The organism is Chloroflexus sp. MS-CIW-1 (assembly GCF_030444705.1).
Lineage (GTDB): Bacteria > Chloroflexota > Chloroflexia > Chloroflexales > Chloroflexaceae > Chloroflexus.
Window position 1 is genome coordinate 411,613 of sequence record NZ_JAUBWR010000001.1, and the last position, 24,344, is coordinate 435,956.

Genomic DNA, 24,344 nt, shown 5'->3' on the forward strand with positions numbered 1-24,344 from the left:
GCATTACCCCTTCAGTTTCCCTGCTTTCGGGGGTGATGCTTGAGGGAACATAGCGTTGTCATCTCAGGGGATGATCAACAACCCGGATTTCTTGTTGGGAACGTACCGTGCGCCCCCTCACCCCCAGCCCCTCTCCCGCGCTGCGGGAGGCCCTCACCCCCGGCCCCTCTCCCGCGCTGCGGGAGGCCCTCACCCCTAGCCCCTCTCCCGCGTTGCGGGAGAGGGGTGATCTGGTTCGTGAGATCGCTCCTGCTTCGCTCATCCCCCCTTTCTCTCCCCGTGGAGGAGCGGAAGGGGGGGCTGGGGGGAAGGTGAGGGCCGCCACAAGTTTTTGATTACGCTCTCGCACTCCTCGCGCTGGCTTGACGCTCGTTCTACACGTCGGCTACAATAGTTACCCTGACAACTAGTGTATCTGCAAGGGAGCACATCAATGACGACTCAAACTGATACGGCGCGGTTGCCGAGCGATTACATGCCCGAAGCAGTGCCTGGCCCACGTGCCCAGGCCATTGTTACCCGTGACAATGAAGTAATTGCTCCGCTAGGGCGGGTATACCCTCTGGTCATCGATCACGCCCAAGGTTGTGAAGTATGGGACGTTGACGGGAATCGCTTTCTCGATATGAACGCGGGGATTGCCGTCCTAGCTGCCGGTCATTGCCATCCACGCCTGATTCGCGTCGCCCAAGAGCAACTCCAGAGGTTTACGCACATGGCTGGCACCGATTTCTACAATGAACCAATGGTACGTGCCGCCGAAAAGTTGGTCTCGCTAATGCCCGGAGGCAAGGGCTGGCAGGTTTTCTTTACCAACAGCGGGACGGAAGCAGTTGAAGCGAGTATCAAACTCGCACGCTATGTCACCGGTCGGCAGAATATTATTGCTTTCTACAACGCTTTTCATGGACGTAGCTATGGCAGCCTCTCACTCACTGCCTCTAAACCGCGCCAGCGCATTGGCTTCTTCCCGCTATTACCCGGCGTAAGTCATACGTACTACCCGAATTGTTACCGCTGCCCGATCAACCTCCAATTTCCAGCATGTGACATTGCTTGTATCGACCTGATCGAACACACTCTATTCAAAACCACTACTCCACCCGAAGAAGTAGCGGCAATTATTATTGAGCCAATTCAGGGCGAAGGTGGGTACATTGTACCACCAGCCGGTACCCTCTCCCGCCTGCGCTCTATCTGTGATCGCTACGGTATCTTGCTCATCGTTGATGAGGTGCAGAGTGGGGTTGGACGAACCGGCAAGATGTGGGCTTTTGAACACGAGGACATTGTGCCTGATATTGTGGCCTCGGCCAAGGGGTTAGGTGGCGGTTTGCCGCTGGGGGCAATGATTGCCCGCAGTGAACTGACCCGCCGGTGGCAGCCCGGTTCACACGGAAATACGTATGGTGGCAACGGTTTAACGTGTGCAGTTGCCTACGAGCTGCTCTCAATGGTCGAAGAAGAATTGATGGCGAATGCTGCCATCGTTGGCGCCTACCTGCTTGAACAACTACAGGCCCTTCAACAGCGCTTCCCACAAATTGGCGCCGTCCGCGGACGTGGGCTGATGATCGGGGTCGAATTTGTTGATGAACACGGGCATCCTGCACCGGCGTTGGCCGATGCGGTGATGGTCGAGAGTTTTCGTAAGGGATTGCTGGTTCTTACCTGTGGTACATCCACGATCCGTTTCTGTCCGCCGCTCATTCTCACGCAAGCGCAGGCCGATGAAGCAGTCGCTCGCTTTGGATTGGCAATTGAAGCATGCGTGAATATGAAATAGCTGCCGAACGGGCAGTGCACATTTTGGGCGACGGCGTTATACTAAAGAGTAGGGAATCGTTGTTTGCCATATCTTTCCCGGCGCCAGCTCATATCTGACCAGTTTGAGCTGGCGCCAGGTGAGTGATAATAGTATTGACCGGTCTGTCTCATGACCTCTCCGGGAACAACCAAGCCACCGGTCATCTTTGGCCGTTATCAGGTGCACGAAGCACTCGGTGAGTCACGTCTTGCAGTCGTCTACAAGGCGACCGATCTACGTCTTCAGCGCCCGGTATTGATACATCTCTTACGCAAAACATTGCTTAATAACGAGCAGAAGCGCAAGCAGTTTCTCACCGAAGCTGCCCAAAGCGCCCGCCGCTCGCATCCCGTGTTTCTGGAAGTGTTCGACAGTGGCGAAAGTAACGGGCGTCCCTTCTTGATAACTGAGGCTGTAGATGGTCGTCCATTATACGGGATTGGCGCTCTCAGTGTGGCACAGGCGCTCAGTATTGTACGGCAAGTGGCCGACGCAGTTGCGCTCTGCCAACGTCAACGATCCGCTGAATTGCCGGTTGGTCTGTACCATCCTCCAATCAGCAGTGCGAACCTGCTCCTGGTTGGCGACGGGCAGGTTAAGCTCGTCGAGAGTTGGCTGTTACTTCCACAGCTCGTTCCTGCCGATCTCGCGCACTATCGCGCACCTGAGCTGAGCACCGGTCAGAGGCTACAGCCAGCAAGCGTGGTATATGCCCTTGGCATTCTGCTCTTCGAGCTGATCACCGGTCAACGTCCAATACACGGTGATGACGCTCAAACAACGGCACTGGCCCATCTCACCCAGACCGTACCACCCCTGTTTCGGATACGGCCAACCATATACCTGCCCTCGGTTGATCGGCTCATCGCACGTGCTACAGCTCGTGATCCAAATCAACGCTTTGCCGACGCTGAGACGTTTGTGCTAGCAATGAATGAGCTATGGCATGAATTGACTGTCCCTACCCGAAAGTTAGTGATGAAGCCGGTCGAGATTCCTCGTGCGGCAGAGGCCGTACAGACCGGTAATCGCTCACCAGTTCCCACAGTGAAGCCTTCAGCCGTTGTATTGTCCCAAAATAGCCTTCGTGAGCGCGTAGAGCGTGCGTTAACTTCTTCCTTTGATGTTGATCAATTTCGTCGCCAAAATTGGAAGCGAGGGATTATTGGTTGGTTTATCATGATGTTATTGCTGCTGGCTGTGGCCGCTGGATCGTTCTGGACTGTCACGTGGGCAATTGATCGACTCAACCTTAACGTGCCAAGACCTGAATTACCTTCATGGCAATTGCCTGATCTGAACCTGCCCGGTCGTGCCGGTCCTGAACTCTACGTGGTAAATATCAGCGAGGGCTTGAATCTACGATCAGCACCGAATGCGCAAACTGATAATATCCTCATGGTGGTACCTAATGGTACAGTCGTTCGTAGACTCGAAGGCCCTGTAGTAGCCGACAACATTCCGTGGTTAAAAGTGCAGTTTGAATTGAACGGCCAGGTCTTTGAGGGTTGGATGTCGCTGAATTATCTCCGTCGGCAAGAGTGAGTGGGCAAGCGCAACATTGCAGACATACCTGCCGTAACCTATCTCATCTGACTGCCCCCTCATAGCGATGACAGTAAGGGAGGGTATGTGAAGCAAGAAGCGGAGATGCGCGAATTGCTCGGCGAACGGGTACGTATCCGTCCATGGAGACGAGCCGATACGCTGATGCAAGAGCGCTGGCCGCGCTACAGCGAACCGTTTAGCTCATTGTGGAATATCCCGCGTCACCATCAGGCCAGTCATGATGATCAGTTCTGGACGGGAGCAACCGAAGCGTGGGCGATTGAACTCCGGTCGGGGCAACTTATTGGTCGGCTTTCGCTCCGCGAGATCGACCGTAAGCAGCAATCGGCACGGTTAGGCATTTCGCTGGCTCAACCGTATGTTGGTCAGGGATTGGGCGGCGAAGCGTTACGGCTCTTTCTCGCTTACTACTTTGGATCGCTCGGATTTCAGCGCATGGTGCTTGATGTGGCGGCGTTTAATCAACGGGCGGTTCGCTGCTATCAACGGCTGGGGTTTGTTGAGTTGAGGAGCGAATGGCGCTCCACGGGTAATGATCCTGTGCTACGATTACTAGATGAAGAGCAGTATCAGCACTTGCGCCCATTCTTCCGCCGCAATCGCTTTGATACGCAGGTTGAGTTTTACGAGATGGAATTAACGCGCGAGGCATGGCTGGCTGCTGGTGGCGCATTGATTTAAGAGGAAAGATTCATGTCACTTATCGCCGGAAATCTTGCTATCGTCCAACGCTTGTTAGACGGCGACCAGATACCGTGGGTCGTTATTGGTGGTGCGGCTGCCCATTTGTACGGTGATCGTCGCCCACTCAACGACATTGACATTCTGATAGAGCGTCGCGCATTACCACGAGTTGTCACTCTGTTGCAACAATCTCACAAGGCAGTGCAGTCTGATGGGACACGGGTGATCTGGCGGGGGATCAAGGTGTTTGCCGATCTCACTGTGCGGCTAGATGGGGTAAGCCATCCATTCTGGCTTGACGAGCCGATGCAGCAGCGACGACGACGAATGCCATTGCTAGGCACACAAGTATTTCTTGCCGCACCCGAAGACATCGTTGCGCATAAGTTACTACTGCGACGTGGGCCAGAACAGGGGAAACACGACGTAAACGATGCCGCCGGCATTATTCGTCGCCATCGGCTTGATGTAGACTATCTGATGATGCGATTACAAGCGATGAATGCCCTCAATATTGTACAACCGCGGCTGAGCGAACTGGGGGTCGTCTTACCGTTATGAGGAATCCAGTCAGGAATCATCGATCCGGCGAGTAAAAACGGTTTCTGCTTCAATTCGCCCGGCACCGGGCACAACGCCCAAACAACTGTAAGAGATGACCTTCGATGCTAAAACCGGTTGCCGCAGCAACTCGGTTCAGAAGGCTATCGAGATCACACCCTTCAAAACTGGTAACAGCCCCGCATTGCGTACAAACGAGGTGGTGAAGATGACCAGGCTGACAGGGTACATATCCCTCTTCGCCTACCGGCCCATGAATACGAGCCAGCCAGCCACTGGCGTGAAGTTGCTCAATAGTACGATATACAGTTGCGCGCCCCGGCGCTTCACTGTGTGCACAGAGATCGGCGTAGAGTTGTTCGGCACTAAACGGTGCCTGATACGAAATTATCGTTTCAATCACACGCAAGCGTGGCGCGGTAATCCGTAATCCAGAGCGCTGCCAGGATGCCCGGACACCGTTTAGCCAGGCCTGTGTATCAAGAGGAGTTTGAGGTGATGGCGAACTGTTTGTTGTCATACGATCTTACGAAATACGAAAGAAGATGCGACCCGCCTGCTGGCGTGCCGCATCTCCCAGGCTCATTTAGCGTGTATGTGCCGGAGCCATTGGCAACATCGCAAGATGGCGTGCGCGCTTGATTGCAACTGCCAGTCGACGTTGCATCTTGGCCGAAACACCAGTGCGGCGACGGGGAAGAATTTTGCCCTGCGCTGTCAGGTACTTCTGCAGGCGCTTTATATCTTTGTAGTCCGGCTCAATACCGAGTTTCGTAAACTCACATTCGCGGCGGCGCGAACGTGGCTTCCCTGAACTTTTTGAACGACCCATTGATCTGCTCTCTCCTTACACATCAACCGTTTGCTATTTGTTTAAAGCCGTTTAACAGTATACCATATTCTGGCAGATTACGTTTCACATCCTCTGGCCCATAGTCTGCATCGCCCCGCTCCAGAGCCATCGCGGGTACAACCCGTCGAGCCTTTTCGATTGCCGAATAGCTGACGTAGTTCCTATCAACACCTAAACGTAGTCGCAGCCTGGACACAACTGGCTGCGGCTTGAAGACGCGACGAAGAGCCTATCCGAATAAATTGTCTCACGGTACAGCGGATGAAACCTGATAGATGTACAGGCGCAGCGGCGCTGCGCCCCAACCGATCTTCTTCTACCGCGATGGTATGATGATCACAACGAGAAACCCGGTTTTTCGTCTTACTTCTTGACAGTAAGCAAAGCCATCGCTACAATCGCAGCAGCCAGATTGCCATGTCGAGGATCGTATGAGAGTTCCGTTATCCTGGTTGCGTGAATTTGTCCGCATCGACCTGCCGGTTGAAGAGTTGGCCCGTCGCCTCACGTTCGGCGGGATGGAAGTAGCGCAGATTCATCGGATCGGCGTTGAAGGTTCACCATTGCCCTGGGACCCTGAGCTGATTGTTGTTGCCAATGTGCTCGAAGTGCGTTCACACCCGAACGCCGACCGTCTGGTTTTGGCCGATGTTGATTATGGCGCCGATCAGCCGCATACGGTTGTGACCGGCGCGCCCAACCTCTTCCCGTACCGCGATCAAGGACGGTTACCGCATCCGTTGAAAGCAGTTTTTGCTCGCGAAGGTGCGCAGTTGTACGATGGCCACGCAGAGGGATGGGTCATTACCAGGTTGAAGGGTCGCCCGGTGCGTGGGGTGATGAGTGATGCCATGCTCTGTTCAGAAAAAGAGCTTGGCTTGAGTGATGATCACGAGGGTATTTTGATTCTGCCCGACGATGCACCGGTTGGCATGCCGTTGCGCGATTACTTGGGTGAGGTGGTGCTAGAAATCGACCTCACGCCCAATTTTGCCCGCTGCCTTTCGATTGTTGGTGTGGCACGTGAAGTTGCTGCCCTGACCGGCGCCCCACTGACACTGCCCGACCCCCAAGTTATTGCCACCGGCCCATCGATCATTGGTCGAGCGCATGTGACAGTCCACGAACCCGATCTCTGCCCGCGTTTTATGGTCGGTCTGGCCGAAGGAGTCAAGATCGGCCCCTCGCCCTTCTGGATGCAGCGCCGTCTGATCAACGCGGGCATGCGTCCGATTAACAACATTGTCGACATTTCCAACTATGTGATGCTAGAGTGGGGGCAACCGACACATGCGTTCGATGCTGATCGGGTTGTCAATCGCCATCTGATTGTACGACTGGCCAAACCCGGTGAGCGGTTAACCACCCTCGATGATCGTGATCGCGACTTGACCCCTGGCCCTGAGAGTGGTCTGACCCATCCGCCACTCATGGTCTGTGATGAGACCGGCCCACTGGCAATCGCCGGTGTGATGGGGGGAGCAAGTTCAGAAGTACGCGAGACGACTACAAATGTATTGTTAGAGGCCGCTATTTGGGAACCAGTGCAGATTCGTCGCACGGCGCGGGGATTTAAGTTACCTAGCGAAGCATCGCGACGCTTTGAACGCGGGGTTGATTACGAGTTGCCACCGATCGCGCTCCGGCGTTGTCTGGAACTGATGCGGCTCTACGCCGGTGCAACGATTGCCGCTGATTTCATCGATGTCTACTCACGGCCGTGGCAACCCATCACTATTGATTTACCGCCCGCTGAGGTTCGCCGGTTGCTCGGTCTTCACCTCGACAGTCACACGATTGCCGATATTCTGCGCCGACTCGGTTTTAAATGTACGATTATCGGGAATACAACGGTTGGTGATTTTGCCATGCTGGCAACCGAGCCGATTGTGCGGGTTGAGGTGCCTTCATTCCGGCAAGATGTGACGATGATTGCCGATTTGTGCGAAGAGATCGCCCGCGTGTACGGCTATGATCGCATTCCGACGACCCGCCTGGCCGATGAATTACCGCCACCGGCAACCCCCCGTGCTATCGAGCTAGAAGAACAGGTGCGCGATCTGATGGTTGGGGCCGGACTTACCGAGCTAATCACGTATTCGCTTATTGATATGGCGTTGGTGGCTAAGGTACAGCCATCTGAGGCGGTTCCCGAGCGCTACCTCAAGCTGAGCAATCCCAGTACCCCCGAACACGTCTACATGCGCCGCTCACTGTTGCCCTCGCTCGCCGCAGCACTGGCAATGAATCTTCGTGAACGTGAGCGTTCAACTGTTTTCGAGATTGGACGTGTTTATCTCCCGCTGGCGCAGCCAGGAAAAGATGATCGCTGGCTGCCCGACGAACCCCGACGGCTAGCAATCGCAATGGCCGGCCCACGCCAGGCTGAGAGCTGGTTACATACCGACCGCGATTGGCTCGATTTCTACGATTTAAAGGGCATTGTCGAACTGCTCGGTGAGCGGTTGGGCCTGGCTGATCGCCTGAGTTTTGTGCCACTGACCGACGACGAGCGTTTTCATCCGGGGCGTTCGGCAACTCTGATGCTGGCGGTCGAACGCGATCCACGTGGCCGAGTGCTTGAACAGCAACCGGTCGGGGTGCTTGGCGAAGCGCATCCCCAGGTGCGCGCTCGTATAGAGGTGAACGTCCCACGCATTCTGTTGGCCGAAATCGACCTGGAAACGCTCTTTGTTCACGCCGGTCAGGCAGTGTATCGTCCCATTTCACGGTTCCCGGCCAGTACCCAAGACCTCTCGATTGTGGCCGATGAAACCATTCCTGAGGCCCAGATTCGAGCGGTCATTCAACGGAGTGCTGGTGAATACCTTGAGAGTCTGATCCTGTTCGACCGGTACAGCGGACCGCAAGTAGGCTCCGGAAAACGCAGTCTGACTTATCACCTTACCTTCCGGGCGCCCGACCGCACCCTGCTCGATGAGACACTGGCGAAGATTCGCAAGAAGATTATTTCCAGCCTCGAGCGCGAATTGGGCGCTACCATTCGCGGTTGATCTATGGCAACAGCGCCGGCTAAGTTGATCCTGTGTGGTGAACATGCTGTCGTCTATGGTCGGCCAGCGATTGCCTTGCCGCTGGCCGATGTTCGGGCGACAGCAACCGTAACCGCCAATTATTCCACGAACGAGCCGATTATTAATGCGCCCGATCTCGGTGGACGGTGGTCGATTGCCGAACGACCGGATGACCCATTGAGCGGTCTGGTTAAGACGGTGATCGAACGGTTTGGTATTTCGCCGCAGATTGAGATTACTATTCGCTCAGCGATTCCTATCGCCAGTGGTATGGGGAGTGGGGCGGCGATTGCCACTGCGATTGTGCGCGAGCTATTGGCCTTGAGCGGGCAGACACTTCCGCCAGCAGTGATCGCCGGGCTGGTTTACGAGAGCGAACGCGGCTATCACGGCACACCCAGCGGCATTGACAATACAGTGGTTGCATTTGAACAACCGATCTGGTTTCAGCGTCGTTCTAACCTACCACCGCTGATCGAGCCGGTGGCTATCAACGTACCGCTAACGTTCGTTGTTGGTGATACAGGTATCCGTAGCCCAACTCGCTTACCCGTTGGCGCTGTCCGTGAGCGCTGGCAAGCCGATCCGGTACGCTACGAAGCTCTCTTCGATCAGGTTGCCGCGCTGGTCGTTGCTGCCCGTGAGGCCCTGGCAACAGGAGATGTACCTGCGTTAGGTCACTTACTCAACACGAACCACGAACTATTGCGTGAGATCGGGGTTTCATCGACCGAGCTTGATCAATTGACGGCGGCAGCGTGCGCAGCCGGGGCCTTGGGCGCAAAACTGGCCGGTGGCGGTTGGGGTGGTGTGATGATCGCCCTCACCACGCCCGACCGTGCAACAGATATTGCGACGGCGCTGCGAGCTGCCGGAGCAACCAATACGCTTGTTACGACGATCGCACCTGCCGCAGCGTTTTTTCCTGACCGATAAGAGGAATGGGGATGTACGGGCGCAGCGGCGCTGCGCCCCGACCTGCAACAGGAGATGTCTGATCGGCGCTCCGTGACCATCGTCGTGACCACCGCCAGGGCGAGGCTGCGCCTCGTCCCTACTTGCATCCATCAACGCGGGTCATCCGTAATCCCCGATTACAACAACTCTTCCGCCAGCAACGACGCAATATATGTCAGTGTTGCCCGTCGCCCCTGTGGATGGAGCCGACGCCACAGGTTCAGTAACCGCTGCTCGCTGTAGGCGGTAATGATCGCCTCGGCATTGAGACCGTCGGCAGGCGGTGTTGCAGGCGCTTCGCTAACCGGTGCGGATGCACTCACTTTCGCTTCAACCGGCTGAGCGGGCGCTGGCGAAACCTCTGCGGCGACTGTAGTTGGCGGCGGTGGTGGTAACGTCACACCGCGCTGGCTCAATTCGGTAGCCACAATCAAACGAGCCATTTCCAGTGGATCGGCGCCGAGAACCTCAGCCAGCTTCATCGCATTATCAGGATCGGGCGTGGTGTGACCGTTGAGATAATTTTTCATGGCACTATCGCTAATTTTGGTCTCTGCACACAACCTTGCCCGTGTAAAACGCCCTTGCATTTGCTGTTTTAGCCATTCACTAAACGTCTGTCCCCCACACGGTAACAACTCAGCCCGCTCCCGCACCTCGTCGGGCGACATATGCAACACTTTAGCCATTTGCTCGACGGTTTTGTTGCGAATTCGCGAACGTTTTCCTGCCTCAAACAGGTACGAGCGCAATGTCGCCACACTCAGGTGTAAGTTCGCTGCAAAATCGGCCAATGACATACGGCGCTGCATTGCGGCGTGGAAAAGGAGCACTGCAAGTGGCATCTCTTGATCTGGCGTGCTCACGGAGGTAATCCTTTCGTTATCAACAGGTTTTGTTCCAATTACTACCATGATGAATTGTGAATAGTTAATTTAATTGCTCTTGCTGTTGTAGAATTATAATTGATATTCAGTAGAGTGTCAAGGTTTAGAACGTTACGTCACCATTTCTAGCAAAAACGCAAGTGACGACCGACGAGAAGTATGCTACAATAGCAAGAGATCATAGACTCGCCGAGTAATTTACAGGACCATGCCATGACAAATCCAACCCTTCAGCCCTTTAAAATTGACGATCTCTATGAATTAGGCTGGCTCGAAGACCCACGACTCAGCCCTGACGGACGTTACGTAGCGGTCGTTTGGGTAACGGTTGATCGGGTAGGCAATAGCTATCACCGCCATATTGCCTTGGTACCAACCGATGGCAGCAAACCATTACGTCGCTTCACACGTGGCAAACAGGATCAGCAACCTCGCTGGAGTCCTGATGGGCAGTGGCTGGCATTTGTCTCCAACCGCGATGATGAACGCGGACAGATTTATCTCATCTCAGTCAATGGTGGTGAGGCACGTCAGTTGACTAACCATCCGAACGGGGCCAGCGATCCGGCCTGGAGTCCGGATGGTCGGTACATTGCCTTTCTTGCGCCGGTGAATGCCGACGAGCAGGCCCGTGAAGACGCCGGCGATACGCCACCACCACCCGCTGACGCCTGGGAAGCACGGCGAGCGCGGGAACAGCGCCAGCACGACGAAGAGTTGCGCACCGATCCGCGAGTCATTACCAAATTGCCGTACCGCAGCGGAACAAGTTATTTTGATGATCGCCGACGCCATATCTACGTCGTTGAAGTCAATGATGACGACACACCGGCAACTCCGCGTCGGTTGACATCCGGTGATCTGCATTACAGCGCACCGGTCTGGATGCCCGATGGTCTTGCGCTGCTCAGTACGGCCACTCGTGATCCGGAAGCCGATTCGCTTTTCGCCTATTACGATGTTGTACGGATTCCGCTCGATGGTTCACGCCCACAACCATTAACCAGTGCTGGTTTCTCGTATTTTGATCCTAAACCTTCACCTAATGGTCGCCAAATCGCATTCTTGCGCCTCAACGAGGCCCGCCTGCTTGGTGAAGGCCATCGCGTAGCGATTATTCCAGCAACAGGTGGTGAACCACACGACCTGACTGCGCATACCGATCTGAACGTTGAGCAGTTTCACTGGCAACCTGATGGACAGGGCGTGTTGTTTAGCGCCGGTTGGCGCGGTCATACGCACGTATATCAGATTGGCTTACCAGGAACACCAACGTACCGCAATGGGATGACCCTGGTTGGCGGGATGCGAATCGTCAGTGAATTTGATGTTGGGCGCGACGGCAGCATTGCTTTTATCGCTGGTAGTGCCGACAATCCGTGCGATCTCTTTTGGCGCAGCGCCGATGGTCAAGAGCATCGTTTAACCCGCATCAATGAGCATCTGTTAAGCCAGCGCATCATTATCCCGATTGAAGAGATGTTGTATCTCGCCCCCGATGGAAGTGAAGTGCAAGGATGGACCCTGCATCCACCCGATTTCGATCCCGCTCGCCGTTACCCGCTGGCCGTCTACATTCACGGTGGCCCCCATATTATGTGGGGACCGGGCTTTCGTTCGATGTGGCACGAATGGCAGGTTGCGGCAGCACGCGGCTATGTGGTCTTCTTTTGCAATCCACGCGGTAGCGAAGGGTATGGCGAGCTATGGCGGGATGCGATTCGCGGAAACTGGGGCGAAGCCGATGCGCCCGATATTCTGGCCGGAATAGATGCGCTGGTCGCTCGCGGCTACATCGACCCCAATCGGATCGGGGTGACCGGTGGTTCGTATGGCGGCTACATGACGGTATGGCTTATCGGGCATGACGACCGCTTTGCCTGTGCTGTTGCTGCACGCGGGGTCTACAATCTGCTGACGCAGCACAGCACCAGTGACGCCCACGAGCTGATTGAGATCGAGTTTGGCGGTTTTCCCTGGGAATTGTACGAGGAGCTGTGGGATCATTCGCCATTGGCCCACGCCCACAAGATCAAAACGCCGCTCTTGCTGTTGCACAGTGAGCTAGACTACCGCGTGCCGATCAGCGAGGCCGAACAACTCTTCGCGATTCTCCGCCGACAAAAGAAGGTGGTTGAACTGGTGCGCTACCCGCGTGAAGGACACGAACTGACGCGCAGCGGCGAACCACGACACCGGGCCGATCATATGCGACGAACCCTAGAGTGGTTTGATCGGTATTTGCGTCGCGAGCAGGGTGATGCCTGATCCACACAAGGGCCTGGCAGCGTTGCGAGCTGGACGGGGCGCAGCATCGCGGTGCCCTGTCCGTTCGGCGGTGGTGCCGCCGGCTCACCCCCTTCCCCTGCAAGCGGGGGGATTGGGGGTACTGGCGGCGTTGATATACGGCTTGCACCAACAGGGTTGGGATCAGAACCCCGCCACCCGCAGTAGCGCCTGCCAGAGGTCCTGGTCGAGTGTGCCGTTGGATGTTTCCGCCGAGACCCACACATACCGGCGGCTGTTGGGGGCTTGCAGCGCGGCGGCCAGCGCCGCGACGATCTGCCGGCGCAGGCCGGGCGCGGATGAGGCCGCCGGTGACGTACCCAGCGCCTCGAGCAGGCGGACGGCCGCTCGCGCCCGTAGCGCGCTGGGATCGGTCAGGGCAGCAACGAGTTCCTGCGGCAGGGCCTGGCCCAACGAGGGATGCAGCCGGTTGAAGCGCCCCACCGCCGCCAGGGCGTCGTCTCGCACCTCTTGCGTGTCGCCGACCAGCCGCAGCAGCGCCGCCAGCACTTCTGGCGTGATCACCCGCAGGTAGGAGAGCGCGGTGATGGCGAAGCGCCGGGCGTTGAAGCTGTCCAGGTTCCGGGTGGCGCGCAGCAGCAGCGGCTCCAGATCGGCAGCGCTGCGGTTGAAGCGGGCGGGCATCGCCTCGGCGCTGCACGCCAGACCGGCCAGGGCGATACGATGACGCTGCCAGTCGCCGTCGTCCAGCGCTGCACGCAGATCATCCAGCAGCAGTGACCACACCTCCTCATGCTGCGCCAGCAGCTCACGGATGGCCAGCGCGATGCGGCCGTGGTAGAAGTCATCCCACACATCATCGTCGGTTCCAGCGGCCAGCAGCGCCCGCAACTGCCGCTCCGGGTCGAGTTGCCGTTGCGCCAGGGCTTCCAGCAGGGCCGCTGGGTCAAATTGATCGCGCTCGTTGTACAGTGAAGGTTTTGGTTGTCGATTCACCAGCCGCCTGACCAGAGCGGCGTCAGCCTCCGGCAAAGCAGCGGCAGCAGCGAGCGAGCGGTCGACCCGCTCCTGATCTCCTGCTGCCAGGTGGTGCGCCAGGCGCGCCAGCGCGGGTAGCGCCGCCGGTTGATCCTGAGCCGCCGCCAGCAGCGCATCAACCACCGCCGGCGGCGGTTGGCGAAAACAGCTCAGCGCGAAGAACGCAGACTGCGCTGTCGCCGTCTCCGGCGTGCGCGCCAGCTTCAACAACACATCAGCCAGGTCCTGGCTATGCTCAGCAGGTATCTGATTCTTACGCAGCAGCCAGGAGAGCGACTTGAGCAGCGCTGCCCGGCTGCGCGGACCGGCCGTGGTCAGCAGCCCCAGGAATGTCGGCCAGCAAGCGGGATCGAGGCGGTGGATGTAGCCCAGCAGGTTCCACAGGGGCGGCGAGGGCGCGGCGTCCAGTTGAGCAGCCCACTCCTGCAACCAATCGGCGCGATCGTGGATGACGTGGTTGAGTGCCCACCCGCAGTAGGTGGCGATCAACATCGGTCCATCGGCGGGCAGGTCGGCAGCAGGAGGCACAGCGTGGTTGGCGGCGTCCGCCAGCGCGATAAGCAGGTCAGCACCGCAGGCGCCGGCGCGGCGCTCCTGGAGTAGGGCGACGCGGGCGCGATGGCGGAGCAGGTCATTGGTGGCTGCCAGCAGCGGCAGCAGGTCCGGCAGAGCGGCCGCCGTCAGTTCCTCCAGTTCAGCCAACAGCAGCGCGGCATAACCACGGGGCAGGGGATCGCCTGTCCCCAGCCAGTTGCGGGCCAGGTTGCGCAGTTCATCGTGTAGATTCGGGTCGTCGTCCCTGGCTGGGGGTTGCAGGTGGGCCAGGCGCTCGGGCGGCAGATCGACAGCGGTCCGCAGATCCTCCCGCCGCCAGGGCATGCGCTGGCCGGGTTGCGGGGCAGGCATCTCTGCCAGCGCCAGCGCCTCATCAGCTACAATCAGCGCCCGCCAGGCTGGCCCTTCAACCATCTGGCGTAGCGCCGTGAGGGCTGCGAATGCCTGATCCAGCGCTTCCAGCACGTCTTCAGCTCCTGTTGTGGCGCCCCACTGCGCACGTGCATCTGCCACCACTCTGGCAGTCTCATCAAAGTGGGCGAGGGCGCGGGCGCGGGCGAGGGCGCGGGCGAGGTCGTGGGCGAGGTCGAGGTCGAGGTCGAGGTCGCGGGCGAGGTCGAGGTCGCGGGCGAGGTCGTGGGCGCGGTCGAGGGCGCGGGCGAGGGCGCTGGGCGCGGTCGAGGGCGCGGGCGCGGTCGAGGGCGCGGGCGCGGTCGCGGGCGAGGGCGAGGGCGCGGGCGAGGGCGAGGGCGCGGGCGAGGGCGCGGGCGCGGGCGCGGTCGAGGGCGCAGGCGCGGGCGCGGGCGCGGGCGCGGGCGCCCCATGTTACACTGGCGAGGGTCGCGTGAATCTGCGGTGTGATCTTACCGCTGTCGGCAGCCATCAACCATTGGCGCCAGCGCGCCTCATCACTGACGGCCAGCGCCCAGGCTGCATCGCGGGCCAGGGCCGCGTCGGTCGCGTTCTGCGCCAGTTCCAGCAGTCCGGCGCAGATCTGCTCGTCTGACCACCCCTCCTGCCAGACCTGTTTCAGCCAGGGGGTGAGCCGCGAGTCGAAGCAGACCGCGTCCGGTGTCAACGACTCGTGCGGCTCCCAATCGGGTCGCAGGTAGAGGGCCTGCAGGATAGCACGCCACACCGGGCGCTGCGCCAGCGCCGCAGCCTGCGCCGGGTCATCTAGCAGCGTGCGCAGCGGCAGGTTCTGGCCCCTCAGCGCCTCTGGGTGGTGCTCGACCTGACGCCAGAGCGCTTCGCGTATGGCGGCGACAGGTTCGGCGTGGTCGCGGGCGGCGGCCAGCAGGGGCGGGATCAAGTCAGGATGGCGCCAGTCGCACTCCAGGATCAGTTCGGCAGCCGCCAGCCGGCGGGCCGGATCGGCGCCGGTCAGTGCAGCGGCGAAAGCGGCGCGGGCAGCGGTCAGCGTACTCAGGGGCCGCAACGCCCGTTCGATGGCGTTGCGCAAAGGCGGCGGTGGGCGCGTCGTCTCGTCGTCGGGAGGCCAATCGCGGTCGGCGTAGGCGGCCAGAAGTTGGGTCACGGCATTGACGATCAGTTCATCCGGCGGCAGGCGTTGCAATTCCGGCAGGCATGCGGCCAGGAAGAGGGCGTTGCGTGGCAGCAGGCCGGGCGCCGGTTCCAGTACCTCCAGGATGGCTTTGGTCAGGTTGCGCAGGTCGGCGGGCCGACGGCGCGCCAGGTCGGCCACCGCCAGGCGCAGCGGCTCGTGCCAGGCCGGTTCATCCAGGCGGTGATACACCTCCTCGATAACGCGGTGGGGGTCCCAGGCCAGAAAGAGAGCGGCAAAATACTCCTGGAAGGTACGGTGGATGAAGCCGTAAGCGCCGTCGCCGCGCGCCAGCAGGAAGCCGCCCAGCTCGGCGGCGCTGCGGAAGAGCGCCCCCGCCTGCTCGCGGTGTGCCGGGCGGTAGGCGCCGTCGAACTCGCGCAGCGCATCCTCCAGCCATGATTGCACCACAGCTTCCTCGGCCAGGCTGGTGGGATAGTCCGGGTTGGCATGCAGACGCACGGCCACGTAACCCATCGCATAGCGGAAGCGCTCCTCGCTCAGGCCCAGGCTGACCCAGGCATCCTGGCGCTGGCGAATGAAGGCTTCAACCACCTGATCGTACAGTTCAGTGCGGCGCTCGGGCAGGCTGCCGTTCAGGTCGTAAAACAGGCTGGCCAGGATCGTCAGCAGGAGGGGGTTGGCGGCGATCTCACGTAGTGCGGGCCGCTGTGGATCAAGCACGGCTGCGCGCAGCGCCTTCGCATCGGCCGCAGGGTCGCCCCGCACGGTGCGACCGGTCTGAGCGTGAACAGCCGCCGTCCAGGTTCGGCAGAAGCGGGTAATGGCCGGTTCGCTCATCTCCTCAACGGTGTAATGGGGTAACGGCGCGGGTAAGGGGGCCAGGTAGTAGCCGATGGGTCGGCTGGTGATCACCACCTGGTTGCCGCCACGCTGTCGGGGTTGTTCCTGGTGTCGTTCTGGTGCGGCGCGATAGTGCGGGTCGGCTGCGCACAGATTGGTATCGGGCGTGCGCACCCAGTTGCGCACAAAGTCAACAATGGCGTCCACCACCTCCCGGCGGCGATAACTCTCGGCGATCTCGTCCAGGCCGTCCAGCAGGATGAGCGCCCGCCCGCTGCGGATGGCGTCCTGGACGATGGCGCGGCCCACGGCGGGATTGGGGTGGAGCAGGCGCCCCTGCCAGCGGTGGTCGCCCAGATAGTCGAAGAGGCTCAGGCCGGTGTCGCGGTTCTCGTTCCAACGTGCAGCAGCGTAGTCGGCCAGGCGCACGGGTACCGGCAGTCGCGGCGGTCCTAACACGACCGGCGTCGTCTCGTCTTCCTCCAGATCGGCGCGCACCTGGTCGGCGGGGGCGGTCACCTGGGTGGCATCGTTCAGCATCGCCTGGGCGAAGCGCAGGGCCAGCCAGCGGATCAGGGTGGTCTTGCCAGCACCGGGGTCGCCGAGCAGCACTGTCCAGCGTTCCTGACCGATCAGTTCGCCCAGGTCAATACGTCGTGCGGCCAGGGCCAGGTAATCGCCCTGTTCGGCGCGGGCGCGGTTGCGCAGGGCCAAGGTCAAACCCATAGGGTCAAGGCCCACACAGATGCGACGATAGAGCCGCCAGCGCTCGCGGTCATCCAGCATCAGGCTGGTCAGCTCCTGCTCGTGCGCGGCCAGGTCGGCCAGGAACTGCTCCCAATTGGCGCGGCGCTCGGCGGCGTTGGAGGCATCGGCCTTGAGCGCCACATATACGCGCTCTAGCGGCAGGCGATCCACCGGCCCACCGGCGCCGCGCAGGTCGAGGGTCTGGCAGGACGCGATAACGTTCTCCAGGTAGCGGCGCACGTCTTCAGCAGTGTAGGGCGGCGGTCGCCGGTCGCGAGATAGATCGCGCATCAGGCGCAGCACCTCGTCTAACGTGGCGCGCACGTCGGCGGGGAGGGCCTGCTCCACCCGGGCGCCATCGCCGATGGCGACACCGGTGGCTTCGGCAATGACGATGTTGTAGACGGTGTTTCCCTGGCCTTCGATGCGCTGCAACTGCTGCACGATGGCAGCGAGCGTGTGGCCCTGTTGCTGCAATAGGGTCTGGATGGTCAGCATCCGGCCCAGGTTGACCCGGTTGAAGAGGGGGCTGTTCGGACGGGAGGCCTCGTTCACCAGCGCCTCGCTCAGGCCGCGGTGGAAGGCGGTCAGCGCCCGGTCGAAATCCACCGGCAGGGTCGCACGGTCGAAGTCTAGGGCGTCGAAGGCGGCACGCAGGGCGGGCAGGTCGGGCAGGTCCGCGCCGGCTAGGGCCACATCTAGCAGCGTCTGAGCCACACCGGGGGCGGCAACAAACTGGCGTAGGATGGTCTCGACCAACGCCTGATGGTCGCGGTTCAGTCCTGCGAAGACAGTATCCAGCATCGCCCGGAAGCCGGACTGGTAGCACTGGCGCAGGCTGCGTTTTTCGGTGTCGCCGAAAGCCAGGGTGCGCAGCCGGTCGGCGCCGGCCCGCAGCAGGTCGTGGGCCAGGTTAACAGCGAGGTTGGTGAGGAAGTCGTCGAGCATGATACACCTGGTGATGAGTTGCTAGATTCTTTTCTTTGGATAGGTTAACGCCGATCCCATTCGCTCAGTGCATGATACGCCTGACGGCTCCCTGCCAGCAAGAGGCGCTCGAATAGATCTATGGATCGCATTTTGATGTGATTGTTAGGAGATGCACGGGCAGGCCTGGTGCAGCCTTTCCTGGACTACCTTCTTTTTGTTCCAGTGCGGATGCGGGCCGGAGGCCCGCGCACCCAAATGTGCTCCGAATGCGGGCCGGAGGCCCGCGTACCCAAATGTGCTCCGAATGCGGGCCGGAAGCTCGCGTACCCAAATGTGCTCCGAATGCGGGCCGGAAGCTCGCGTACTCAAATGCGCACTGAAGGCCTGTGCTCTGAGGCTCCGACCTGTGGGTTGCGGCATTCCAGGAAGAGCCTTTACTCCGTCTCGCCGCCGCTTTGCTCGACCCGCGCATTGTCGCCAATTGCCAGCCCCGAGGCTTTATCAATCCTGACGTTGTACTTGCCGCTCTGTACGGTGTTGTGATCGCCGGTAATAATGGTACTGCCGGTGATATTCTGCGCCGCCACGGATCGTTCGCCGGAAGCAATGATTGTCACCCCTGCCGCCTGCGCCGCAGCCCATTGTTGCCCGATCTCGCGTGCCAGCTCCTCATTCTCGGTGAACAGTTTCTTCAGTTGCAAGCGCAGGGCAGCCTGCGCATCCTCGTCGTGTGGCGCTGCCGCAGCGTCGGTCACGGCTTCCTGCGCGGTCGGTTTCGCCTCGATCTGCGGGCGTAGCCGACTCCACAGCCCCTTTGCGCGCTCCCAGGCCGCACTACCCAGTTTCGTGCCGGCTTCTTCCGCTGCCTTCTCCCCCGCTTTGAGCAAATACGGCAGGAAGGGGGTTAGAAACAGCGCCACCTCTTTCGCTAATGCTGCAATGTCCACGATGAACCTCCTGCTCAATTGAACGAACTTATCATACTGCGTTGCACAATAGCATAACCAGGAAACAAGGGTATGATAGCACAAACGAGCGTGCTTTACGCTCTGTTCATTCACGCCGTCTGATGACGAAACGATGCCTAAGCGAAGCGCTATCAACATGCAGTGCACTCTCCCACTACCGATGACTCACCATCCATCCCATCACCTGGAAACGCAGCAGAAGCGACTGGCGCATCATCATGTCCCTTGGAAGGAAGGGCAAAACCTGTAGCGCGTATAGCCTTCCTCCGCTGGAAAGAGGGGCAGGGGAAGTAGAATCCGCTTCTACAGGTTTGAAGAGAAAAAATCGGAAAGTGGCAGAGTTCATCCTCTCCCTTCCTCACACCTGACACCTGTTGAACAAAGGTGAGGGGGGTGTGCTCACAATACCTACGGCTGAAGCGCAACAATAAAACTGGCTTCACCAAACGGCTGCTCGATAAGCTTAATGCGAAGCGTACTGGCATTGGCGGCCAATTGACGACGCACAACAGCAACACCACGCTGCCGGGTACCGGGGAGTACGTTGATGACCGCCGGACGCGAATCGTCATTTGCCAGAGGATAGTCGTTCCCCAGACCGTCGCTGATCTTAATGTTGTTGTGGCGCAGTGGGAAACTCACCGAACGATTGGTGTTATTCTGAACACTCCACGTAATCTCGATCCGGTCACCGCAGGCGTCAATCTGCTCGAGTGCAACAATAATATCGGGTGCAGCGCCGGTCGTTGCTTCGCCAATCGCAATATTTTGCCAGCTTTGGGTGCTGCTATCCCAGCGTTTACCGATCAATTGATACCCGTTCCAACGACAGAAGCTGGTCGTCGCGTTGAAGTTCAAGATCGTTCCATCGCCAGAAGTCCCCATTGTGATAGAAGTCAGTGGGCTATCAGCGCGTGGAGCAGGGCTTGGTGGACGCACAAAGAGGATGAACAGCAATACGAGCGACAGGCCAGCAAAGATGGTAACCAGCCGACCGGCTGTGGTGTGGAGAGCGTTCCGCGCCTGCACGTACCACGGTAAAGGAACGGATTTGGTTGGCGCAGGCGGAGCATTTTCCCGCACCACCTCATTCAATTCCGTCCAGGGTGTGCAGTGTAAGAGTTTTGGGATAGCCAGCATCTCCTCTTCGCTCAACTCAATTTCAGAGGAGCGCTCGGTAATCATATACGCGGGCAACTCATCAAGCCCACGTACTTCAACTTTCCAGTCGAGATCGAGTTGCGAACCCTCTTCGATGCGGGGAGCAATGACGATCAGACGCTTGCAAGTGCGAAAATCAACATCATTTGCCTTTTGTTCCGAGAGAAACTCGCGGCGATGCTCGTTGAGAAAATTGGTGAGCGCGTGAAAATACGAAATGACCTGATTGTACGGATTTTTACGACCAGGGTTGAGTCGCTTCTGCTCACCGTTACGGCCCTCAACGAACCATGGCCCGTTGACACTCCCGATCACGCGCCCATCACAATGTTTTAGCTCGATAATGACAATCGCATTGTGCTTGATAATAACCAGATCGATGTTACGACCATTCACGCTGAAATTGGCCAGGATCAGGAACAGACCCTCCAGCTTTTCGAGGGCCTGAGCCACCCCTAGAATAGCCCGCCGTTCTTGCGGATGTTCTGGTTTCTCGCCGATCCAGACCTGAACGGCCATACCTCACTCACTCAAGGCTAACGTTTTACGCAGTTCAACAATCTGGTCACGCAGCGCAGCCGCTTTCTCGAAAGCCAGTTCTTTCGCTGCCTGTTTCATCTGCTTTTCCAAGTCTTTAATTAACTTTAACACCTCATCACGCGGTAGATCGACCGGCACCGCCGTGGCAGGAGTAGCGACATACTCACCACGTTCTTCAGCCAGCTTGCGAATACGGTCGGTTAGATCACGCACGCCTTTAGCGATACCCTGTGGCGTAATCCCGTGACGCAGATTATGGGCCATCTGAATATCGCGTCGGCGTTGCGTCTCGCGGATCGCCGCCTCCATCGAACGGGTGATTGTGTCGGCGTACATAATGACTTTGCCTTCAACGTGGCGAGCCGCCCGACCGATAATCTGAATCAGTGAGGTTTCCGAGCGGAGATAACCCTCTTTGTCGGCATCGAGAATTGCAACGAGACTCACTTCGGGCAGGTCCAGCCCTTCGCGCAACAGGTTGATGCCAACCACGACATCGTAGACGCCCAACCGCAAATCACGCAGAATCTCTACCCGTTCAATGGTATCGATATCGGCATGGAGGTACATCGTGCGCACCCCCATCTCTTTAAGATAGTCGGCCAAGTCTTCGGCCATTCGTTTCGTGAGGGTCGTGACTAGTACGCGCTGTTTCCGCTCAACTCGCCGTCGAATCTCGCCCAGTAGATCGTCGATCTGGCCGCGGGTTGGGCGGACTTCAACTTCAGGGTCGAGCAGGCCGGTTGGACGAATAATCTGCTCGACGATTTGTTCGCTCTTCTCACGTTCGTAGGCGCCAGGAGTGGCCGAGACGTAGATAACCTGATAGACATGCTGCTCGAATTCTTCAAACCGCAGTGGTCGGTTGTCAAGAGCTGAAGGTAGACGGAAGCCGTAATCAACCAGTGTCTGCTTGCGCTGCCGGTCACCATTGTACATACCGCGCAACTGCGGGATAGTAATGTGACTCTCATCGATAAAGATCAGAAAATCATCGGGAAAATAGTCGAGCAGCGTCCACGGTGTCTGACCGGGAACACGGCCATCGAGATGACGTGAATAGTTCTCAATCCCGCTACAATACCCGATCTCGCTTAGCATTTCGAGGTCGTAGAGCGTGCGTTGTTTGAGCCGCTGCGCTTCCAGCAGTTTACCGGCCGCTTCGAGTTCGCGGAGCCGTTCATTCAGTTCATCTTGAATACTGGCAATCGCTCGTTGCAGCTTTTCTTTCGTAGTGACGAAGTGCTTCGCCGGATAAATATCAACTGCTGTATGCCGCAGCAAAACCTCGCCGGTCAGCGGATCGAGTTCAACAATGCGTTCAATCTCATCACCCCAAAACTCTACACGAATAGCAGTCTCGGCGTTGGCAGGAATAATATCGAGGGTATCACCGCGCACTCGGAAGGTTCCCCGCTGAAAATCCATATCCTTGCGCTCAAACTGCAAATCGATCAACTGGCGCAAAAGCTTATCGCGGTTACGTACCTCACCGACACGCAGCGTAACCTTTTCTTGCCCATAATCATGCGGTGAACCGAGACCAAAAATCGCCGAAACCGAAGCAACGATCAGCACATCACGTCGGGAAAGCAGGGCCTGAGTAGCGGCGTGGCGGAGCCGGTCGATCTCCTCGTTGATGCTGGCCTCTTTCTCGATATAGAGGTCCTTCGAGGGGACGTAGGCTTCGGGCGTATATTCATCGTAGTACGAGATGAACATCTCAACAGCGGCATCAGGTAAAAACTCGCGGAACTCGGCCCAAAGCTGCGACACCAACGTTTTGTTATGCGCCAGAACCAACGTTGGCCTTTGGATTTGCGAGAAGATATGGGCCATAACGAACGTTTTGCCGGTGCCGGTAGCGCCAAGCAGTGTTTGATGGCGGTAACCTGCGCGCAATCCCGCAACCAGTTGCTCAATGGCACGCGGCTGATCGCCGGTTGGCTGGTAAGGCGCTTCGATCCGGAATGACATACGGTGCTCACGTGTTTCTGTGGTATAGAGATCACAATAGCGCGGGTTGCTGCCGATCGCTCCAGGGCGAAGAGGGCAACAACGCCGCGCCGATGGTTGGGTTACCTGTATTATATCAGAAGTAAAGATGGTTTGTGGATGTGAGAATCAATGATTTTTAAAGCTTTCACCCAGGGTACGTTGGTACGTGAACGCGGGCCGGAGGCCCGCGCTCCTGGGTGCGTTGCACAACGCGGGCCGGAGGCCCGCGCACCCAGGGTGCGTTGCACAACGCGGGCCGGAGGCCCGCGCTCCTGGGGTACTCCGCGCCGATGATCTGGCGCGGAGAGGGTATCAGGCGCGATCTAGCGGAGTTCAAAGGTCACTTGCACCGACGCACTGTAGGTTTGCTGACCTGGTTGGATAGGCGGGGCTGCGTTCCCTACAGCCGCACGGGCTTCAGCCATCATTGAGATCGGGATAGGGCTGGCGCCCAGATTTTCGGTAATAAACAAGACGCGACCCAACGATGTGCCACTGGCACGGGCCATCTGTTCAGCCCGTGCACGGGCATTCGCAATGGCCGCTTCCCTGGCCTGAGACAGCACACGCTCTGGATCGCTGACTCCGAAGCTGATGCCGTAAATCCGGTTGGCGCCAACCTGTACCACGCTATCGATGAGATTTCCGGCCTGCGCCAGATTGCGGATGGTCACCTGAACCGTGTTATTGACGGTATATCCGGTGATCTCACGCCCTTTTTCATCGTATACCGGATAGATGTTAATACCGGTGGTCTGAATGTCGCGGGCCTCAATGCCTAGCTGTCGAATCTGATCAATAATCGCCTGAGCCTGGCTGCTGTTCTGCGCTAACGCCTGCTGAGTTGTCGGTGCAGTCGTCTCAACCCCTATCAAAACCGAGGCCATATCAGGTTCGACCTTCACTTCACCGGTGCCAATCACTACGATCTGCGGCATATTGGCGACACTGGTTTGCGCGGTGACAGTTTGCCCCGGACGAAACAGACTCACTGCGGCCAGCGCCAGCACAGCGACAAGCGCTGTTAGTGCGAGTACGATTGAAAGTAGACGGTTTTCCATTGTGGTAACTCCTTTAGGCAAAGGTCATTTGAACGTCGCATACCAGAGACGTGTTTGCCGCAGGGTTAGTTCCATCTGTCATTTGCAGCTGAAGGTTTTGGAAGGCACGCTCGCATCAGATCGGTACGTGTCGGGAAGCCTCATCTCCCAAGATCCGAAACCACGCTGGCACTGGGTTCAGCGCCAGTGCCGCAGAACAGGCCGGGCGCCCCCTCACCTTCCCCCCGAACCCTTCCGCTCCCACACGAGGCGAGAAAAGGGGGGATGATCGGAGCAGGAGCGATCCCACGAACCAGATCACCCCTCGCCCGCAGCGCGGGAGCGGGGGCCAGGGGGTGAGGGCCATCCCCCCTCGCCCGCAGCGCGGGAGCGGGGATC

Annotated in this window: 16 protein-coding genes; 7 read left to right on the top strand and 9 right to left on the bottom strand. The window is 58.7% G+C overall.

Translation table 11 applies throughout. The features are described 5' to 3' along the window. The first annotated feature begins 433 nt into the window (after positions 1 to 433). The 4 genes from QTO31_RS01625 to QTO31_RS01640 all read left to right on the top strand — a co-directional run bounded on the left by QTO31_RS01625 (position 434) and on the right by QTO31_RS01640 (position 4,621). A complete protein-coding gene (locus QTO31_RS01625) occupies positions 434 to 1,786 on the top strand; it encodes an acetyl ornithine aminotransferase family protein (RefSeq protein WP_301427892.1) in 1,353 nt (450 codons plus the stop codon). 150 nt (positions 1,787 to 1,936) lie between these two features. Then, positions 1,937 to 3,352 (top strand): serine/threonine protein kinase, encoded by a 1,416-nt coding sequence (locus tag QTO31_RS01630; protein ID WP_301427893.1) that lies wholly within the window; start codon positions 1,937 to 1,939, stop codon positions 3,350 to 3,352. Between the two features lie 87 nt (positions 3,353 to 3,439). Beyond that, positions 3,440 to 4,057, top strand: coding sequence for a GNAT family N-acetyltransferase (locus QTO31_RS01635; protein ID WP_301427894.1), 618 nt, complete (start codon positions 3,440 to 3,442; stop codon positions 4,055 to 4,057). Between the two features lie 12 nt (positions 4,058 to 4,069). After that, complete coding sequence (locus tag QTO31_RS01640; protein WP_301427895.1) at positions 4,070 to 4,621, top strand: nucleotidyltransferase family protein; 552 nt, start codon at positions 4,070 to 4,072, stop codon at positions 4,619 to 4,621. A 49-nt stretch (positions 4,622 to 4,670) separates the two neighbouring features. Here the strand turns inward: QTO31_RS01640 and QTO31_RS01645 are convergent, their stop codons facing one another. Continuing rightward, a complete protein-coding gene (locus tag QTO31_RS01645) occupies positions 4,671 to 5,141 on the bottom strand; it encodes a Fur family transcriptional regulator (protein ID WP_031460963.1) in 471 nt (156 codons plus the stop codon). A gap of 66 nt (positions 5,142 to 5,207) precedes the next feature. Then, positions 5,208 to 5,453, bottom strand: coding sequence for a 30S ribosomal protein S18 (gene rpsR, locus QTO31_RS01650; protein ID WP_031460964.1), 246 nt, complete (start codon positions 5,451 to 5,453; stop codon positions 5,208 to 5,210). A 452-nt stretch (positions 5,454 to 5,905) separates the two neighbouring features. Between rpsR and pheT the strand changes: the two genes are divergently transcribed. Then, positions 5,906 to 8,488, top strand: a complete 2,583-nt coding sequence (gene pheT, locus QTO31_RS01655; protein ID WP_301427896.1) for a phenylalanine--tRNA ligase subunit beta — start codon at positions 5,906 to 5,908, stop codon at positions 8,486 to 8,488. A gap of 3 nt (positions 8,489 to 8,491) precedes the next feature. Continuing rightward, on the top strand, positions 8,492 to 9,445 hold the full coding sequence (gene mvk / locus QTO31_RS01660; protein WP_301427897.1) for a mevalonate kinase: 954 nt from the start codon (positions 8,492 to 8,494) through the stop codon (positions 9,443 to 9,445). A gap of 158 nt (positions 9,446 to 9,603) precedes the next feature. Here mvk and QTO31_RS01665 read toward each other — a convergent pair whose 3' ends face one another. Further along, positions 9,604 to 10,332, bottom strand: coding sequence for a helix-turn-helix transcriptional regulator (locus tag QTO31_RS01665; protein ID WP_301427898.1), 729 nt, complete (start codon positions 10,330 to 10,332; stop codon positions 9,604 to 9,606). Positions 10,333 to 10,566: 234 nt separating this feature from the next. On the opposite strand from QTO31_RS01665, the gene QTO31_RS01670 reads away from it, so the two are divergent. Continuing rightward, positions 10,567 to 12,621, top strand: a complete 2,055-nt coding sequence (locus QTO31_RS01670; RefSeq protein ID WP_301427899.1) for an alpha/beta hydrolase family protein — start codon at positions 10,567 to 10,569, stop codon at positions 12,619 to 12,621. 162 nt (positions 12,622 to 12,783) lie between these two features. Here the strand turns inward: QTO31_RS01670 and QTO31_RS01675 are convergent, their stop codons facing one another. The 6 genes from QTO31_RS01675 to QTO31_RS01700 all read right to left on the bottom strand — a co-directional run bounded on the left by QTO31_RS01675 (position 12,784) and on the right by QTO31_RS01700 (position 23,966). Next, a complete protein-coding gene (locus tag QTO31_RS01675; protein WP_301427900.1) occupies positions 12,784 to 14,658 on the bottom strand; it encodes a hypothetical protein in 1,875 nt (624 codons plus the stop codon). Between the two features lie 64 nt (positions 14,659 to 14,722). Beyond that, a complete protein-coding gene (locus tag QTO31_RS01680) occupies positions 14,723 to 18,256 on the bottom strand; it encodes an NACHT domain-containing protein (protein WP_301427901.1) in 3,534 nt (1,177 codons plus the stop codon). Between the two features lie 416 nt (positions 18,257 to 18,672). Continuing rightward, positions 18,673 to 19,185, bottom strand: coding sequence for a hypothetical protein (locus QTO31_RS01685; protein ID WP_201771210.1), 513 nt, complete (start codon positions 19,183 to 19,185; stop codon positions 18,673 to 18,675). Positions 19,186 to 19,614: 429 nt separating this feature from the next. After that, positions 19,615 to 20,886 (bottom strand): nuclease-related domain-containing protein, encoded by a 1,272-nt coding sequence (locus QTO31_RS01690; protein WP_301427902.1) that lies wholly within the window; start codon positions 20,884 to 20,886, stop codon positions 19,615 to 19,617. Between the two features lie 3 nt (positions 20,887 to 20,889). After that, the gene (uvrB, locus tag QTO31_RS01695; RefSeq protein ID WP_301427903.1) at positions 20,890 to 22,884 is read right to left on the bottom strand and encodes an excinuclease ABC subunit UvrB; all 1,995 of its coding nucleotides are present in this window, start codon (positions 22,882 to 22,884) and stop codon (positions 20,890 to 20,892) included. 344 nt (positions 22,885 to 23,228) lie between these two features. Continuing rightward, the gene (locus tag QTO31_RS01700; RefSeq protein ID WP_301427904.1) at positions 23,229 to 23,966 is read right to left on the bottom strand and encodes an SIMPL domain-containing protein; all 738 of its coding nucleotides are present in this window, start codon (positions 23,964 to 23,966) and stop codon (positions 23,229 to 23,231) included. Between the last annotated feature and the right edge of the window lie 378 nt (positions 23,967 to 24,344).